14 protein-coding genes are annotated in these 16146 nt (G+C 61.2%); 5 read left to right on the forward strand and 9 right to left on the reverse strand.

The genetic code is table 11. The features are described 5' to 3' along the window. Positions 1 to 39: 39 nt before the first annotated feature. The 3 genes from VITFI_RS06970 to rplM form a co-directional block, all read right to left on the reverse strand. On the reverse strand, positions 40 to 708 hold the full coding sequence (locus tag VITFI_RS06970; protein ID WP_198301656.1) for a DUF6776 family protein: 669 nt from the start codon (positions 706 to 708) through the stop codon (positions 40 to 42). A gap of 142 nt (positions 709 to 850) precedes the next feature. After that, complete coding sequence (rpsI, locus tag VITFI_RS06975; RefSeq protein ID WP_089416366.1) at positions 851 to 1243, reverse strand: 30S ribosomal protein S9; 393 nt, start codon at positions 1241 to 1243, stop codon at positions 851 to 853. 11 nt (positions 1244 to 1254) lie between these two features. Next, positions 1255 to 1683 carry a 50S ribosomal protein L13 gene (rplM, locus tag VITFI_RS06980; RefSeq protein WP_089416367.1) on the reverse strand — a complete coding sequence of 143 codons (429 nt, stop codon included), beginning with the start codon at positions 1681 to 1683 and terminating at the stop codon, positions 1255 to 1257. A gap of 317 nt (positions 1684 to 2000) precedes the next feature. On the opposite strand from rplM, the gene VITFI_RS06985 reads away from it, so the two are divergent. Further along, the gene (locus tag VITFI_RS06985) at positions 2001 to 2639 is read left to right on the forward strand and encodes a GNAT family N-acetyltransferase (protein WP_157725588.1); all 639 of its coding nucleotides are present in this window, start codon (positions 2001 to 2003) and stop codon (positions 2637 to 2639) included. Between the two features lie 42 nt (positions 2640 to 2681). After that, positions 2682 to 3755, forward strand: a complete 1074-nt coding sequence (locus tag VITFI_RS06990) for a serine/threonine protein kinase (RefSeq protein WP_089416369.1) — start codon at positions 2682 to 2684, stop codon at positions 3753 to 3755. Here VITFI_RS06990 and VITFI_RS06995 read toward each other — a convergent pair. Both VITFI_RS06995 and recG read right to left on the reverse strand, forming a co-directional pair. Beyond that, positions 3683 to 4909 carry a hypothetical protein gene (locus VITFI_RS06995; protein WP_157725589.1) on the reverse strand — a complete coding sequence of 409 codons (1227 nt, stop codon included), beginning with the start codon at positions 4907 to 4909 and terminating at the stop codon, positions 3683 to 3685. The two genes, VITFI_RS06990 and VITFI_RS06995, sit on opposite strands and share 73 nt — an antisense overlap. A gap of 17 nt (positions 4910 to 4926) precedes the next feature. Then, entirely contained in the window at positions 4927 to 7029 is a 2103-nt protein-coding gene (recG, locus tag VITFI_RS07000; RefSeq protein ID WP_089418012.1) for an ATP-dependent DNA helicase RecG, read from the reverse strand. A 107-nt stretch (positions 7030 to 7136) separates the two neighbouring features. Between recG and cysT the strand changes: the two genes are divergently transcribed. From cysT to VITFI_RS07015, 3 genes are read left to right on the forward strand one after another with little or no spacing between them, the layout of a single operon-like run. Next, positions 7137 to 7967: a sulfate ABC transporter permease subunit CysT gene (cysT, locus tag VITFI_RS07005; RefSeq protein WP_089416371.1), complete on the forward strand. Its 831-nt coding sequence runs from the start codon at positions 7137 to 7139 to the stop codon at positions 7965 to 7967. A gap of 6 nt (positions 7968 to 7973) precedes the next feature. Next, positions 7974 to 8840 (forward strand): sulfate ABC transporter permease subunit CysW, encoded by an 867-nt coding sequence (gene cysW, locus VITFI_RS07010; RefSeq protein ID WP_089416372.1) that lies wholly within the window; start codon positions 7974 to 7976, stop codon positions 8838 to 8840. Then, positions 8837 to 9874, forward strand: coding sequence for a sulfate/molybdate ABC transporter ATP-binding protein (locus VITFI_RS07015; protein WP_089416373.1), 1038 nt, complete (start codon positions 8837 to 8839; stop codon positions 9872 to 9874). The genes cysW and VITFI_RS07015 overlap by 4 nt, the downstream gene beginning before the upstream one ends. A 75-nt stretch (positions 9875 to 9949) precedes the next feature. Here VITFI_RS07015 and VITFI_RS07020 read toward each other — a convergent pair whose 3' ends face one another. Genes VITFI_RS07020 through dbpA form a run of 4 tightly spaced genes read right to left on the reverse strand, consistent with a single transcriptional unit; the run spans position 9950 to position 16125 of the window. Next, positions 9950 to 10873, reverse strand: coding sequence for a restriction endonuclease (locus VITFI_RS07020; protein WP_089416374.1), 924 nt, complete (start codon positions 10871 to 10873; stop codon positions 9950 to 9952). Positions 10874 to 10902: 29 nt separating this feature from the next. After that, a complete protein-coding gene (locus VITFI_RS07025; RefSeq protein WP_089416375.1) occupies positions 10903 to 12093 on the reverse strand; it encodes an RNA-binding domain-containing protein in 1191 nt (396 codons plus the stop codon). Next, on the reverse strand, positions 12075 to 14696 hold the full coding sequence (locus tag VITFI_RS07030; RefSeq protein WP_089416376.1) for a TrlF family AAA-like ATPase: 2622 nt from the start codon (positions 14694 to 14696) through the stop codon (positions 12075 to 12077). The genes VITFI_RS07025 and VITFI_RS07030 overlap by 19 nt, the downstream gene beginning before the upstream one ends. Positions 14697 to 14712: 16 nt before the next feature. After that, on the reverse strand, positions 14713 to 16125 hold the full coding sequence (dbpA, locus tag VITFI_RS07035) for an ATP-dependent RNA helicase DbpA (RefSeq protein WP_089416377.1): 1413 nt from the start codon (positions 16123 to 16125) through the stop codon (positions 14713 to 14715). Positions 16126 to 16146 lie beyond the last annotated feature (21 nt).

The following is a 16146-nucleotide window of genomic DNA, read 5'->3' on the forward strand; positions in this document are numbered from 1 at the left end:
CAACCCACGCGCATGGTGGGCTCCCTAATGGGATGGACTTCACAGTGAGAGGGTTTCGGTGGCGCGCACCGTACCGCCGGGGTCGGTGACGCTGACCTGCACGGTTTTTACCACGGCCTGCGCAGGGTATTCGAGGTCGACAGAGAAGCGTTGGTACGGTTTGACCTGCACAGGTTGGCGTCCGGCTGGGGGGCTGAGTTTCCAGGGCTTGCCGCCCAGGGTGCCCGAAAGGGTGACTTCGTACCGCCCGCTGAAAGCCGGCCCGTTGCGGTTGCCCAACAGCAGCATGAACTGGTAGTGCAAACGACCGGGTTGAGGGGCATCGACTTGCAAATCCTTGACAGACAGAGCGGCAACCCCCTTGCCGGCTCCTTGCAGCAAGCGCTCGAACACACTCAAGTCTTCTTTGAGTTTGACGTTGGTGGCCTCAAGCTGACTGACCTTTTCAGCCAGTTTGCTTTGGGTGGTGCGTTCGGTGGTGAGCAGACTTTCGGCGGTGTTGGCCACCGCTTGGGCTTTGTCTCGTTCTTGGCGCAACCGCTCCACTTGGGTTTCGAGTTCTGCAATGCGCTCGTGGCTGTCGCGGTCGAGGCCGGCGATGGTCTTACCAAACTCGAATGTCCACAGCGCCAGCGCGGCAGAAAGGCCCAGCATCAGCGCGATGCCCGCCCAGCGCAAAGGCCAGGGCAGGCGGCGGCTGATGGTCATGGTCGGAATGGTGGTGGTCCATCGGCGCCATAAGAACTTCCAGCGCATCGACGCTCCTAACAAAACCAGCGGACGTGAAAAAGGCCGCACGCGGCGGCCTTTGTATTTTGCATAGACATCCGTGAGGATGTCTTGTCGGGGATCAGCGCTTGCTGAATTGCTTGCGACGGCGAGCGCCGTGCAGACCGACCTTCTTACGCTCGACTTCACGCGCATCGCGGGTGACGTAGCCAGCGCGGCTCAGTTCGGGCTTCAGGGCTGCGTCGTAGTCGATCAGGGCACGGGTGATGCCGTGGCGCACGGCACCGGCTTGGCCGGTTTCACCGCCGCCGTGTACGTTGACTTGGACGTCAAAAGCTTCGACGTTGGCGGTCAGCACCAGAGGCTGCTTGACGACCATGATCGAGGTTTGACGACCGAAGTAGGCTTCCAGCGGACGACCGTTGACGGTAATCTGGCCGGTGCCCTTCTTGATGAACACGCGAGCCACAGAAGACTTGCGACGGCCAGTGCCGTAGTTCCAATTGCCGATCATTGCTGCGCTCCTCAGATGGCCAGCGGCTTGGGCTGCTGAGCGGTGTGCGGATGGGTGTCACCCGCATAGACCTTCAGCTTCTTGATCATGGCGTAACCCAGCGGGCCCTTGGGCAGCATGCCCTTGACGGCCTTTTCCAGGGCGCGGCCCGGATGCTTGGCTTGCATGTCCTTGAACTTGGTGCCGTAGATGCCACCGGGGAAACCGGAATGGCGGTAGTACACCTTGTCGTTGGCCTTGTTGCCGGTCACACGGATTTTGTCGGCGTTCAGAACGACGATGTAATCACCGGTGTCCACGTGAGGCGTGTAGATGGCCTTGTGCTTGCCGCGCAGACGGAGTGCCACTTCGCTGGCGACACGTCCGAGCACCTTATCGGTGGCGTCAATCACAAACCACTCGTGCGTCACCTCGGCCGGCTTGGCGCTGAAGGTCTTCATGAGAAGGTCTCTAAATCTGTAAAGTAAACCGGCTGTTTGTTCGCCTGGCGTCTTCGGAACTGCTTGTGAAGTCCGCGCACAAGGTCTGTGCGCGGCATGCAGCCTCTCAGACTGCCCGGTGCTGTGCGTTGTGCGCCTCAGCTCCGAACTCCCCGCCGATGACGGGAAAGCCTTCGATTCTATCCCAAATCAGCCCGCAGGGGGAGGATGCTGACTGGGGGCATCGATGTTCATGGGGGTGTCAACCCCAGGCGGGCTGAAACGTTCGTGTAAGAATCGTAAAATTCAGGGTTAACCCTCATCGTGAGGTGCCTGCCATGCCTGCTTCATCCGATTCTGCTGCTGTGTCTTCCGTTCTTCGCTGGATTCCCATTCGCTCGCTCGGCGCACGCCATCGCGCCCGGGTGCTGGCGCACTTGTTGGCTCTGACCCCGGCGGATCGGTATCTGCGCTTTGGCTACTGCGCGACGGACGCCCAGGTGACACGCTACGTCGAACGGCTGGACTTCGAGCAGGATCAACTGTTCGGCATCTTCAACCGCCAGCTTGAATTGGTGGCAATGGCTCACCTGGCTTACTTGCCCCAGGGAACGGGCGGCGCACGAATGGCGGAATTTGGGGTGTCGGTGCTGGGCCAAGCACGGGGGGGCGGATTGGGTTCACGCCTGTTCGATCACGCGGTTCTGCACGCTCGCAACCGCAACATCGACACGTTGATCATCCACGCCCTCACCGAAAACACCGCCATGCTGCGCATTGCCCACAACGCGGGGGCCCGCGTCCTGCGCCAAGGCCCGGATGCCGAGGCGCTGCTGCAATTGCCACCCTACACCGTGGCATCGCAAATCGAAGAGCTGCTGGAAGATCGTGCCGCCGAGGTGGACTACCACTTCAAGCGCCAGGTGCGCCGGGTGGACACGCTGTGGGGCCGCGTCACCGGTCTGCGCGCCGACTGAGGCCCTGCGCGGGGCGGCGGGGCGTGGGGCTACCATGGCCGCATGTCCGAACATTTCTCTGCTGCCGCGCCGGCGCCCGCTGGGCGGGCCTTCGCTGACCTCGATCCCGATGCGGTGTTGCAAGCCCTGCACCTGGCGGGGCTGGAGGGCGATGGGCGCCTCCTGCAACTGAATTCCTACGAAAACCGCGTGTGGCAAGCCCATTTGGACGATGGGCGGGTGGTGGTGGCCAAGTTTTACCGCCCCAGTCGCTGGACGGACGCCCAAATCCGCGAAGAACACGCCTTCGCCCACGCGCTGGCCGAGCAGGATGTGCCCGTGGTGGCACCGCTGCGTTTGACGCCGGCTTGGCTTTCAGAAGAGTTGCGCGTGGATGCGCTGTGCCCAAGCCTGGCCCACGTTCGCACCGAGGGCGGTGGGATGTATCGGCTGGCGGTGAGCGAGCGGCGCGTGGGGCATGCCCCGGAGCTGGAATCAGCGGAGGTGCTGGCCCGGTTGGGGCGCTTGGTCGGGCGCATGCACCGCGTGGGCCGGCAGGCGACGTTTCAGCACCGCCGGCCGCTGTCCGTGCAGACGCTGGGACATGCGGCACGGCAACAGCTCATCGACACCGGGGTGGTGCATTCGGATACGGAATCGGCTTGGTTGCGAGCCAGTGCCGAGGCGTTGGCGTGTGCCGAGACCCAGTTTGAGCGCTTGGCCCCATCGTGCGTGCGTTTGCATGGGGACATGCACCCCGGCAACGTGCTGTGGCGCGACGAGGGCCAGCACGCGGGGCCGAACGTGGTTGATCTGGACGATTGCGGCCACGGCCCGGCCATTCAAGATCTGTGGATGCTGCTGCCCGGCGAGCGCGAGGCCGTGGAGGCCAGCCTCTATCACCTGCTGGACGGCTACCGCGACGTGATGCCGTTTGACGACCGCGAGTTGCTGCTCATCGAGCCCTTGCGCACGCTGCGCATGATTCACCACAGCGCTTGGATTGCGCGGCGGTGGCGCGATCCGGCGTTTCCGGTGGCGTTTCCGTGGTTTGCCAGCCCGGCCTACTGGCAGCAGCAGGCCACGGAGTTGTGGGAACAGGTCGAACGGATGCGATCAGCCGCCTGCGCGGGGTGAGGTCGCAGCGCCAGGTTTGCGCACGGCAAGCGGCGGACGCGCAGGCACCCCAGGCGATAGTTTGACCGGAGGCACACCCACGCCCTCGGCCAACACCCGCTCGATGGCCCGTTGGCGCAGGACTTGGAAGGCAGGCAGCAGGTCGGCGGGCTGGGCGGTGGGGGGGGCAGGGCCACACCGCTGCGTTGGGCCAGCCAATCCAGGGCTTCGGGGCTTAGGCGCAGGATGTCGGCATCGCAGTGGATATCGTCGGCGCTGGCACTGCCCAGGTGGCGCACATCGTGGCCGATGCGCTGGCTGATCCAGTCCAGGTCTTCGCCTTTTTGCGCCAAGAAGTCCGCCAGCAATTCGGGGGCAAAGCGCAGCTTGGGGCCGGGAACTTGCAGGAAGTCATGCACCATGTAACTCTCGACGCGCAGCACCCCATGCAGCGCAGGATCGAGGGCCGCGCCGTAGCGGGTGTCCATGCCGATCAAACGACGGTAATTCACCAGCAGCGCGGTGGCGTTGCGAGACATGCCCTCGTTGGCGCGCAACACCGTGCTCGGATCGATGCGCACGCCCGTGCGCTGGCAGAAATCCCGCACCACGCAGCCTTCAGCCAGCGCCGACGTTTGAAACGGCACCAGCGTGACATGCTCGCGGCCAAACGCCAGATCGAACTTCTTCAAAGTGAAACGGTAGCGTGGGTACAGCACTTCCCAAAGCAAGAGACCTTTGCCGCCGCCTTTGAGCAACTGTTGGTAGATGCTCTCCATGTACCCCTTGGCGTCGCGCACGTAGGCGATGACGTGGGTTTCTTTGATGTGCTGGCGCAGCAGTTGACGCATGTCCTGCACTTCGGCTGGTTCGAGTCGGCAGGCGTCTTCTCCGGAGAGGATGACACACGGCCCACCTTTGGCCACTTCTTGACCCAACTGCTGGCGGCTGACTTGGCGCCGGAAGGCCCGGAACTCCGGCGTGATGGCAGGTCGGAGTGGGGACGAGTGCATGCGCCACTGCCCAAACGCTTGCATCAGTGCGCCGCTGGCGTTGGGCACGCCCACGTCCACATAGGTGGCGCCTTCGAGGGTGGGGTTGCGGTACAGCGAGTTCTGGATCGAAGTAGATCCGGTCTTGTGCATACCAGCGTGGAGGATACAGCGGCGGGTCATGAGCACTGATTCTAGGTTCAAGCCTTCAAAAACTCCGCCCGCTGCCCCAACCACCGCGCCACCTGCGCGGCAGCGGCTTGCGGATGCCGATCCAACAACAGCGGGGCGACGTGGCGTGCTTGCGCCAGCAAGGCGGCATCCTGCGTCACATCGGCGAAGCGCAGCAGGGCATCGCCGGATTGGCGGGCGCCCATGAAATCCCCCGGGCCACGGATCTCCAAATCACGCCGGGCAATTTCAAACCCATCGGTGGTTTCGACCATGGCCCGCAGGCGCTGCTTGCCCGTCTCGGACAACGGCCCGCTGTACAGCAGCACGCACACGCTGGCCACGCTGCCGCGTCCGACCCGGCCACGCAACTGGTGCAGTTGCGCCAAGCCGAAGCGGTCGGCATGCTCGATCACCATCAGGCTAGCGTTGGGCACATCGACGCCCACTTCGATCACCGTGGTCGCCACCAACACGCCCAGCACGCCGGCGCTGAAGCCGGCCATCACCGTGGCTTTTTCCACGGGTGGGAGTCGGCCATGCAGCAGCCCGACTTGCACGCCCGGCAGCGCTTCACTCAGCAGCGCATGGGTTTCGGTGACGTTGCGCAGTTCGGCCATGCTTTTGCCGCTCAAGTCCTCGCCGTCGCTTTCTTCGATCAGCGGGCACACCCAATACACCTGCCGCCCGCGTGCCACTTCATCGCGGATGCGCTCGATCACCTCCGTGCGGCGCGTGTCCGCAAACACTTTGGTGACGATGGGGGTGCGACCGGGCGGCAGTTGGTCGAGCGTGGAAACTTCGAGGTCGGCGTAATACGTCATCGCCAGGGTGCGGGGGATGGGCGTGGCGCTCATCATCAGCAGATGCGGCTCCAGCGTGGCCCGTCCTTCGGCTTGGAGTTTGCGCCGCAGCCGCAAGCGTTGTTCGACGCCAAAACGGTGCTGTTCATCGACGATGGCCAAACCCAACCGGGCGAATTGCACATCGTCCTGAATCACCGCATGGGTGCCCACTGCCAGCGCGGCGCCGCCGCTGGCCAGGGCGTCGAGGGCTTGTTTGCGTGCTTTGCCTTTGCGGCTGCCAGTGAGCCACGCCACTTTCACGCCCAGCGGCTCCAGCCATTGCACCAACTTGGCGAAGTGCTGTTCGGCCAGGATTTCGGTGGGCGCCATCAGCGCGCATTGCCAGCCCGCATCCATCGCCACGGCGGCGGACAGCGCGGCCACCACGGTTTTTCCCGCGCCTACGTCGCCTTGCAGCAGGCGGTGCATGGGGCGGCCCGTGGCCAGATCGGCGGCAATTTCGGCACACACCCGCTGCTGCGCGTCGGTGAGGGCAAAGGGCAGGGCGGCGAGCAGTTGTTCCCGCAACGCGCCTTCCCGGCTGGGCAGTTCGGGCGCTGCCAATTGGGCGCGGGCGCGGCGCGCTTGCATTTGCGAGAGCTGCTGCGCCAGCAGTTCCTCAAACTTCAGGCGCTGCCAAGCGGGGTGGCTGCGGTCTTCGAGCGGAGCTAAGCGAGCGTCGGCGGGCGGGTGGTGCAAAAACGCCAGCGCTTGGCGCAGCGGCGGCAGGCCGGCGGGCACCGTGTTGGGGGGCAGGATTTCGGCCAAGTCCGCCCGCTGCAACCCGCTGGCCACCGCTTTGCGCAAGTAGGCTTGCGGCAGTTGTGCGCTGCTCGGATACACCGGGGTGAGGCTGTCCGCCAGAGGCGCATCGGCGTCCACCACCTTGAAGGTCGGGTGGATCATCTCGTGGCCAAAGAAACCGGGGCGCACCTCGCCGTGCGCTCGCACGCGCTGGCCGGGCGCCAAAGTCTTTTGGTGCGAGGGATAGAAATGCACGAAGCGCAGGATCAGCCGATCCCCAGCGGCATCGCGCAGCGTCACCAGAAACTGGCGCCGGGGGCGCGACTCCACACGAGCGTCTTCGATCTGACCTTCCACCACCACGGCCACGCCGGGCCGCGCACGCGCCACCGGCGTGAGGCGGGTTTCGTCCTCGTAGCGCAGCGGCAGATGCAGCGCCAGGGCTTCGGGCGTGGTCAAGCCCAGGCGTTCGAGGGCGCGGGCGGGGGCACTCTGGGGCGCCGTGGGGCGCGGGGGGGCTGGCAACGGGTCAGCTTCAGACATGGCCGGATTGTGCGTTTTGCGCATGAGCTAGCGCGTTTTGCTTCGTTTTCCCGCTGGGGGTGGCTGCCTAGCATCGCGCCACTGTCGCTTTTGCTGCTGCTGTTGTGATGTTGTCCAAGCTGTTGTTACGCCGTCCGTCCGTGCTACCGGGTTTCGACCTGGCGCTGGGCCTGGCGGTGTTCTATTTGTGCCTGATTGTGCTCATCCCACTGTCGGCGGTGTTCCTCAAAACCTTCACGTTGAGTTGGGACGGTTTCGTCGAAGCGGCGTTCTCGCCGCGTGTGCTGGCCAGTTATCGGCTGACCTTCGGTGCCTCGTTGGCCGCCGCCCTGCTGAACGGCGTGTGCGGCCTGCTGGTGGCCTGGGTGCTGGTGCGCTACACCTTCCCGTTCAAGCGCATCATCGATGCGCTGGTCGATCTGCCCTTTGCCTTGCCAACGGCGGTGGCCGGCATCGCCCTGACGGCGCTTTACGCCCCGAATGGCTGGATCGGTGCTTGGCTGCCCTTCAAGGTGGCGTTCACCCCGCTGGGCGTGTTTGTAGCGCTGACCTTCATTGGCTTGCCATTCGTGGTGCGGACGGTGCAGCCGATCTTGGAAGACTTGCAGCATGAGTTGGAAGAGGCCGCCGCCACGTTGGGCGCTTCGCGTTGGCAGACCTTCCGTTTCGTCATCCTGCCGACGCTGATGCCGGCCTTGCTCACCGGTTTTGCGCTGGCCTTTGCGCGGGCGCTGGGGGAATACGGCTCGGTGATTTTCATCGCCGGCAACATGCCGATGGTCAGTGAAATCACGCCGCTGCTCATCATCACCAAGCTGGAGCAGTACGACTATGCCGGCGCCACCGCCATCGCTGTGGTGATGCTGCTGATTGCCTTCACTTTGCTTCTTGCCATCAACCTGCTGCAAGCCTGGGCGCGTCGGCGCCAAGGTCGCTGATACACCATGACCGTGACCGCTGTTGTTGTTTCCGAACCGGCCCGCTCGGCCCTGGCCGCCACGCACGAACCGGCCTGGGTGCGGCGCTCGCTCATCGCGGGGGCGCTGCTGTTTTTGGCGCTGTTTTTGTTCACGCCTTTGGTGGCGGTGTTCGTCGAAGCCTTGCGCAAAGGCTGGGCGACCTACCTCGCCGCGCTGGTCGATGAAGATGCACTTTCCGCCATCCGCCTGACCTTGCTGGCCACTGCGATTGCCGTGCCGTTGAACTTGGTGTTCGGCGTCAGCGCCGCCTGGGCGATTGCCAAGTTCGACTTTCGGGGCAAAAACCTGCTGCTCACGCTGATCGACTTGCCGTTCTCGGTCAGCCCGGTGATTGCGGGCTTGATTTACATGCTGGTGTTCGGCCTGCAAGGTTGGTTCGGCGAGTGGCTGCGCGACCACGATTTGAAGATCGTGTTTGCCGTGCCGGGCATCGTGCTGGCGACGGTGTTCGTGACCTTCCCGTTTGTGGCGCGGGAGCTGATTCCGCTCATGCAAGCCCAAGGCCAAGAGCAAGAAGAAGCCGCCCGCGTGCTGGGCGCCAGCGGCTGGCAAATTTTCTGGCGCGTCACGCTGCCGAACGTGAAGTGGGCGCTGTTGTACGGCGTGATCCTGTGCAACGCCCGGGCGATGGGGGAGTTTGGTGCGGTGTCTGTGGTGTCTGGCCACATCCGGGGGCAGACGAACACGCTGCCGCTGCACATCGAGATTCTTTACAACGAGTACCAATTCGCGGCGGCGTTCGCGGTGGCCTCGCTGCTGGCCGGGCTGGCGCTGGTGACGCTGGGGCTGAAGTACGTGGTGGAGCAGCGCATGAAAAAGGAACTGACATGAGCATCGAAGTCCGCAACCTGGTCAAGCACTTTGGCCGCTTGGCGGTGTGCAACCACTTGAACCTCACCATTCCGTCGGGTGAATTGGTGGCGCTGTTGGGGCCGTCGGGCTCAGGCAAAACCACGCTGCTGCGCATGATCGCCGGCTTGGAGCAGCCCGACAGCGGCCACGTGCTGTTCCACGGCGAAGACGCCACGCACACGACGGTGCGTGAGCGCAACGTCGGGTTTGTGTTCCAGCACTACGCGCTGTTCGGCCACATGACGATTTTTGAGAACGTCGCCTTCGGTCTGCGGGTGCGTCCGCGTGAGACGCGCCCGAGCGAGGCGCAGATTCGCGCCAAAGTCACCGAGCTGCTCAAGCTGGTGCAGTTGGATTGGATTGCGGAGCGTTACCCGCACCAACTCTCCGGCGGACAGCGTCAGCGCGTGGCGCTTGCCCGGGCGTTGGCGGTGGAACCCAAGGTGCTGCTGCTGGATGAGCCCTTCGGTGCGCTGGACGCCAAAGTGCGCAAAGAGCTGCGCCGCTGGCTGCGGCGCTTGCACGATGAAATGCACGTCACCAGCGTGTTCGTCACCCACGACCAAGAGGAGGCGATGGAAGTGGCGGATCGCATCGTGGTGATGAACGAAGGCAAGATCGAACAAGAAGGCGCCCCGGACGAGGTGTACGACCATCCGGCCTCGCCCTTCGTTCTCAAGTTTTTGGGCGATGTGAACCTGTTCCACGGACGGGTGGAGCACGTTCCCGGCGGTGCGCTGGCGGCGCCGGACGAGGAGGTCAGTTATGTGCGCCCGCACGAGCTGGACATCGTGGCCCAAGCCAGCGCCGACACCTGGACGGTGACGCTGGCCCAAACGCTCACCGTGGGCCCGAACACGCGGCTGGAGTTCCGGCGCGAGGATGGCAGTTACGTGGACGTCGAACTGCCCCGCGAACAGTGGTTGGATGTGCGCGAACGCCTGCACTTGGCGCCGGGGCGGGAGGCGCATTTGCGGCCGCGTCGGGTGACGCGGTTTGCGGCGGTGGTTTAACGCCGACACAACCTGTGGTGCCAAAGCCGCCGTGCGAAGCGTGGCAGCTTTGGCAGCGTCGGGGTGATGGCCCTGTTAGACGCTGTCCTCGTCAAAATAGTCACTGTCTATTTTAGGGATTTTGACTGTTTTTGATGAAATGCCGATTTCATAATCAATCATCAATTCAACCAGTTTCGAGCCGTCAACCAGCACGATTTTTTCAACTGATTTTGCGAACTCAATCGCCTGTGTCGTGTAATTGGATGTGGTGATGAAAACACCTTTATTGGCTCGTTGCCCGGCCAGCGCACCGTAGAAGGCTTGAACCTCAGGGCGACCCACTGAATTTTGCCATCTCTTGGCTTGAATATATACTTTCTCAAGCCCTAATTTATCAAGGGATATGATTCCATCAATCCCGCCGTCGCCTGATCCGCCGACTCGCTGGAGATCTGTGCGGTTGGTTCCGTACCCCATTTTGTGGAGCAGGTCAAGAACAATGGCTTCAAAAAATGTCGGGCTGACTCTTGATACGGTTTCGAGTAACTCGAGTGCAACTGTATTTCGTATTTCTAGCAGGGCGTGGTCTAACCGATCCTCAGGTGTTTGCGTTGATTTTTTTTCAACGGACTGAGCAGTGGTAGGAATTTCTGTGGCGTCAGGAATTATTCTTAATCTAACGTCGGTGAATTCGGTTGCTAATTTCACTATCTCTGCGTCAGTGAGTTTTTTGGGGTGTTTTTTGATAAAATCCAACCCGTTGCTTGTTATTTTCCAGAAGCCGCGTCGTGGGCTGTCAGATAGGCCCGCTCTTTTCAGACGATCATGGGCCCAGCCCGCTCGATTTTTATAAATAGCCTGGTTGCCGCTTGCTAAAAGTTGCTGCTTTTCCGCTTCTGTGATGCCAAGAGATTCGGCAGCAGCTTCGTGTGCATATTTGGCCATGATTCCATCTGGTTGGGTTGCCAAATAGCGGAGTATGGGCTCAATGAACTTATCATACGTTGGAATAGGCATATTTTTCTGATTGTTGAATGGTATAAAGTCTAACGGCTGGGCGTGCGAGAGTCCGATTCAGCATTCTGGGCCGAAGGGCGGGCGACGGTGGCTTTGAACAGGTTCCCACTGCGGTCGTCCGTCAGTTCAATGTGCGGCCAAGCGCGCAGCGCACGCAGCACCCCACTTCCCAACCCACGATAAGGCAACAGCTTGGCAGCAAACGAAGCCAAGATGGGGTTGCGCATGTTGGAGTTGCCTGCCTTGATGTTCTCGATGGTCAAGTGGTTGGGCAGGTGGCCGGGGCTGATGATTTCCACACGGTCGGCAAATACCAGTACCCGCACCGGGGCACTGATGAAGTAGTCGCGGTGGATGAGGGCATTGACCACCAGCTCTTCCCAAACGATGCGAGCAATTTCCGGTTGCCCCTGGGAGTTGAAGCCCTGATCGCTTTGCTGCGCCCGGGTGTTGGCGATGATGAAACCCAGTGTCTGCTGGCACACGTCGGCCAATTTGCCAGTGATGTCACGGCTGTCGATGTAGCGCTCGTCTTCGATTTGGGTGCCCACAAAAGCAACCGCCTTGACGATGAAAGCCGGCAACGCGTATTGCGGTGCCTTGGCAAACAGCAAACTGCCCGCCACATTGAGCCGCCCCTGGTTCATCAGGTTCATGTTGGTGAGCAACTGCGGCAGCGGCTGGTGATGCTGGGCAAGCGATTCGCCGAATTGCTGGGTGAAGAAGGCTTCGAAATAAGCCATGTCTACATCGCCCGCACCCAATCCAGCCACGGGCGTTTCATCCGTGTGAACCAAACCGGCCTGCTGGAACAAGCGTTGTAATTCTTCGCGTGAAGTGGCCCGGCGTTTGTCGGAGCCACTCTTGACCCAAATGGTGCCGTTTTTATCCATGTAGGGTTTACTGAAACCCTCTGGGAGGGTAATCACCATCACCATGCCGTTGGGGTGCGGCACATTGTCGGTCAGGGGATTCACGGCTGGCCGCACGTTTTGGGAGGCGCTGTTGGAGACGAGTTGGTTCAAGCGGTCAACGTCCGCGCCCGACAAGCCCCGCACTGTGCCATCGTTGTGTACTCCGACAAAAATTCTCCCGCCAGCGGTATTGCTGAACGCCACGATTTCAGCGGCCAAAGCATCCGCGTTGGTGAAGTTTTCCTTGAATTGCTGGTGGCTGTCCTCACCCCGGCTGAGCAGGTCAATCAGCTCTGTGGTTTCCATAGGTTGTAAACCTCTTTGCGACGGTTAAAGGCTTCCCGGCCACCCTCCATGATGCTGATGATGGCGTGTTGGATCGGGCGGGCGTCAATGCTGCCACTTTGCACCGTCACCTGTTCGTCTTGATATTGGCAAGCATGCACCTGTTCTGCATCACCCAGCACCGGGAAATTGGCGTTGTGGGTGGCAAAGATGAATTGAACGTGAGGTTTCATCTGGCGCAGCAGTTGGATCACATCGTCATAAATGGTTTGATTGTCCAGATCGTCTTCGGGCTGGTCGATGATGATCACGTCATTTTGCCGTTGGCTGAGCACATAAAGCAACAGCGCCGAAGCCCGCTGCCCCAGCGAGTGGTGTTTCAATTCTTTGCCGCGATAACGAATCACAAAACGGTTGGGCACCTGCCAAGTGACGAGTTCAGCCAAGTTTTGCATCAAGGTTTTCTCGAAGCTTTCTGGGCTGCTTCCGGCTTTGACCTTGCCTTCCATCCAGCCGCGCAGCAACCCGCCGAAATCGCTGTAGCCATCCAGCGCAGCGCGTTGTGTTGCCGCATGAATGCCGCTGCCCTTAAAAAGCTGCTGCATGAAGCTGAAAGCCGCTTCTCGGTCACCCTTGAATTCTGCTTCGATTGTTAAAGCCGTGCGGCCAGCGTTCACACGATCCAATTCCATTTGAATGGTATTGAACTCGCATAACCAAAGGTCGTTGAGTTTGTTGATTTCGGTCAACAGCGCGTCGCGGATGTGGGTCTGCTGGGATTCCTGTTTGGCCAACGCCTCCAGCATTTGCTCTGCTCTGGTTTTGCGCTGTTGCTGGGCCAGGAAATCATCCGGTTGGATGGCGGCCACACCGGTTTGTTTGAGTTCCTGCGCCAGTTGACGTTCAACCTGCGCAAACTCCTCCTGAAGACTTCTGCGGGTCCCTTCAAATTTACCCTGTTGGGTGGTGAGATGATCTGTGATTGTGCATGCTGCTTGTTCGATCTGCTTGAGCTGATCGACTTGGGCAATGAGTTTAGAGAACTCAGCGCAGTAGGCCGCAAAGAAATCAGGATTTTGCTTGGATACGTAGCTGGTGGCGTTGCGCAACTCATCTTCGTGTTCGGCGATCAATGATCCCAGCGCACGGGTGAAGTTTTCTGACCGATCCGTCATGCGGGCCAGTGCGGCAGCGTCTTGTTGGAAACCGAGACGCTTTTGGAGCTTGTCAGCGATACCATGTTCCGCGAATTTATTCAGCCGGAAGTTGGCATCGTGGAGTTGGGTTTCGAAATCGCGCTTTTGTTCGGCGGTGTGGCTGAGTTTGAGCCAGCGTTGAACGGCATCGCTGACACGCTGGCGCTGGGCTTCGATGTCATCTCGCAGCACGCGAAGTTTTTCACCGACCAGTTTTTCAACCAAATCAGTTTCAAAACCTTCGCCAGTGCTGGACAGGTCTTTTTGACCAAAGTAAATCGGGTGGCGCAGCACGGTTTCCCGGATTGAAACGCCAGGTTGCAACTTGCCACCCAGGTAAACGTTGGGAGCTTCCCGGAAAATACGGGAGATGGTGAACATTTGGCCGTAAATATCGCAGGCCGTCAGCGTCACCTTGCCGCCGCTGCCGAGGGTGTGGCGGATCAGCTCGTCTTTGTATTTCGTGTCCTGAGATTTTTCGCCTCGTGGAATATCCAGGGCGTAGCGAATGGCTTCTAAAATGGCAGATTTTCCACTGCCGCGAATACCAATCAGCGCGTTCAGTTCTGGGGAAAAATCCAACGTCTGGCCGTCAAAAATACCACCGTCGAAGTGGATGCTGCGCAGGTGCGATGCCTGGTGTTTGGGTGGTTCCGTGGCAACCCGCGCAGCGGGATCACTCAAAGCAAACTTCACCGCCTCAAAAGACAGTTCCCCCAGCTTGAGATAGCAAGCTGTTCCTCTCCCGATTTCCTCGATGCGTTTGGGGTCGCTGCCTTCGAGTTCGGCGGGGTAACAGTCTGGCATCCATGATTTGACCTTGGCGCGGCTGATGGCACCTTTGCCACCTTCATCACGGGTTCGGACTTTCTGGAACCCCAGCGTTCGGCGTCTAAAAAACTCGTTTTTCCCCAGTTCGCTCAGGCGCCCTCCCTCTAACTCGTTCCACAAGCCAGACCGCGCTTCAACGTGTGCGAACACGAGAAAAAAGTCCCGGTGATAACCTTCCAGTTTCTTGATGGTTTCCAGCAAGGACAACGAGGATCGGCCATTCTCTTGCTCGTACTCGGCAGGTGCTTTGCCTTCAAAGGCACTGCTCAAAAAAGGGCCGATGTAGTTGTGCTCGTCAATCCATGCGTCTGAGAACACCACCAGCGTGTGAATCCCGTTGGCACCATCGTTGACCGACAACTCGACGCCCGGCAGCAGCTCAATCCCTTTTTTTTGGGCTGTTTTGCGCAGTGCCTTGAATTCATTCACGTCAAATTTATTGTGATTGGTGATGACACCCAGGCGAATCCCCGCCTTCTCCAACGCTTCCACATAAGCACTGTTGTAAAAGCTGTCATCGCCCGTGAACTTGAACTCACGATCTGCTCGGGTGTGCAGATGGAAATCTGCACGCACCCACTGTGCGCCTTGCGTCAAGAGAACCTCCGTCGATTTAAAGCCGCCGCACCTTCACACTCTTGCCCTTCACGCGCCCACCTTGCAGGCCGCGCAGCGCGGCGTCGGCCACCTCGCGGGTGACGGCCACATAAGTGGAAAAGTCGTTCACGCTGATTTTGCCGATGTCGCTGCCGGCAAACCCCAGGTCTTTGGTGAGCGCGCCCAGCACGTCGCCGGGGCGGATTTTTTCCTTGCGCCCGCCCAAAATTTGCAGCGTCACCATCGGCGGGTGCAGCGGCTCGGCGCTGGTGGCTGTCAAGCTCGCCAGCGGCGCCCATTCAAACGCACTGCCGCGCACCAGCTCCAAGCGGCCCACGCGCCCCATCTCGTCCAAACTCGCCAGGCTGAAAGCCCAGCCGCTTTCCCCCGCCCGTCCGGTGCGCCCCACGCGGTGGGTGTGAACCTCCACATCCGGCGTGATGTCCACGTTGATGACGGCTTCCAGTTGCGCGATGTCCAGCCCACGCGCCGCCACGTCGGTGGCCACCAGCACGCTGCAACTGCGGTTGGCAAAACGCACCAGCACTTGGTCGCGCTCGCGCTGATCCAGATCGCCGTGCAATTCCAGCGCTTCGATGCCCTGGGCGTGCAGCACGTCCACCAAGTCGCGGCACTGCTGCTTGGTGTTGCAAAACGCCAGCGTGCTCACCGGGCGGTAGTGGTTCAGCAGTTGGCCCACGGCGTGCAGGCGCTGCTCCTCCGTGACTTCAAAAAAGAGCTGGCGAATCTGCTGCGGTGCGTGTGCCTCGGCCAGCTTCACGGTTTGCGGTGAGCGCATGAAACGCCCGGCCAGCTTGCCCACGCCCTCGGGGTAGGTGGCGGAAAACAGCAGCGTTTGGCGCTGCGTCGGGCAGTGTTTCAGCACTTGGTTGATGTCTTCGGCGAAGCCCATGTCGAGCATGCGGTCGGCTTCGTCCAGCACCAGGGTGTTGAGGGCGCTTAAGTCGAGGGTTTCGCGCCCCAGGTGATCGAGGATGCGCCCCGGCGTGCCCACCACGATGTGCGCACCATGCGCCAGGCTGGTCATCTGCGGGCGCATCGTGGCGCCGCCGCACAGCGTCAGGATTTTGATGTTGTCCTCGGCGCGGGCCAGGCGGCGGATTTCTTGTGTCACCTGCTCGGCCAGCTCACGGGTCGGGCACAGCACCAAGGCTTGCACCGCAAAACGCCGGGGGTTGAGGTTGAGCAGCAGCGGCAGCGCAAAAGCGGCGGTTTTGCCGCTGCCCGTTTTGGCTTGGGCGATCAAATCTTGCCCAGCCAGGCTCAAGGGCAGGCTGGCGGCCTGGATCGGCGTCATGCGCTCGTAGCCCAGGCGTTGCAGGTTGTCCAGCATCGCCGGCGGCAGGGGCAGGCGGCGGAAATCGTCTGCGCTGGGCGCAGTGGAGGAGGGGAGCGTCGTGTCGGTCATGCCGGATTGTCGGTGCCTGAC

Source organism: Vitreoscilla filiformis, from assembly GCF_002222655.1.
GTDB lineage: Bacteria > Pseudomonadota > Gammaproteobacteria > Burkholderiales > Burkholderiaceae_C > Ideonella > Ideonella filiformis.

Excerpts from the sequence above, each read along its gene's own strand:
- cysW (WP_089416372.1), top strand. The coding sequence starts at position 7,974 with ATGACCGTGACCGCTGTTGTTGTTTCCGAACCGGCCCGCTCGGCCCTG.
- VITFI_RS06990 (WP_089416369.1), top strand. The coding sequence starts at position 2,682 with ATGTCCGAACATTTCTCTGCTGCCGCGCCGGCGCCCGCTGGGCGGGCC.
- cysT (WP_089416371.1), top strand. The coding sequence starts at position 7,137 with ATGTTGTCCAAGCTGTTGTTACGCCGTCCGTCCGTGCTACCGGGTTTC.
- VITFI_RS07015 (WP_089416373.1), top strand. The coding sequence starts at position 8,837 with ATGAGCATCGAAGTCCGCAACCTGGTCAAGCACTTTGGCCGCTTGGCG.
- VITFI_RS07025 (WP_089416375.1), bottom strand. The coding sequence starts at position 12,093 with ATGGAAACCACAGAGCTGATTGACCTGCTCAGCCGGGGTGAGGACAGC.
- VITFI_RS06970 (WP_198301656.1), bottom strand. The coding sequence starts at position 708 with ATGACCATCAGCCGCCGCCTGCCCTGGCCTTTGCGCTGGGCGGGCATC.
- dbpA (WP_089416377.1), bottom strand. The coding sequence starts at position 16,125 with ATGACCGACACGACGCTCCCCTCCTCCACTGCGCCCAGCGCAGACGAT.
- recG (WP_089418012.1), bottom strand. The coding sequence starts at position 7,029 with ATGTCTGAAGCTGACCCGTTGCCAGCCCCCCCGCGCCCCACGGCGCCC.
- VITFI_RS06995 (WP_157725589.1), bottom strand. The coding sequence starts at position 4,909 with ATGACCCGCCGCTGTATCCTCCACGCTGGTATGCACAAGACCGGATCT.
- VITFI_RS07020 (WP_089416374.1), bottom strand. The coding sequence starts at position 10,873 with ATGCCTATTCCAACGTATGATAAGTTCATTGAGCCCATACTCCGCTAT.
- rplM (WP_089416367.1), bottom strand. The coding sequence starts at position 1,683 with ATGAAGACCTTCAGCGCCAAGCCGGCCGAGGTGACGCACGAGTGGTTT.
- rpsI (WP_089416366.1), bottom strand. The coding sequence starts at position 1,243 with ATGATCGGCAATTGGAACTACGGCACTGGCCGTCGCAAGTCTTCTGTG.
- VITFI_RS06985 (WP_157725588.1), top strand. The coding sequence starts at position 2,001 with ATGCCTGCTTCATCCGATTCTGCTGCTGTGTCTTCCGTTCTTCGCTGG.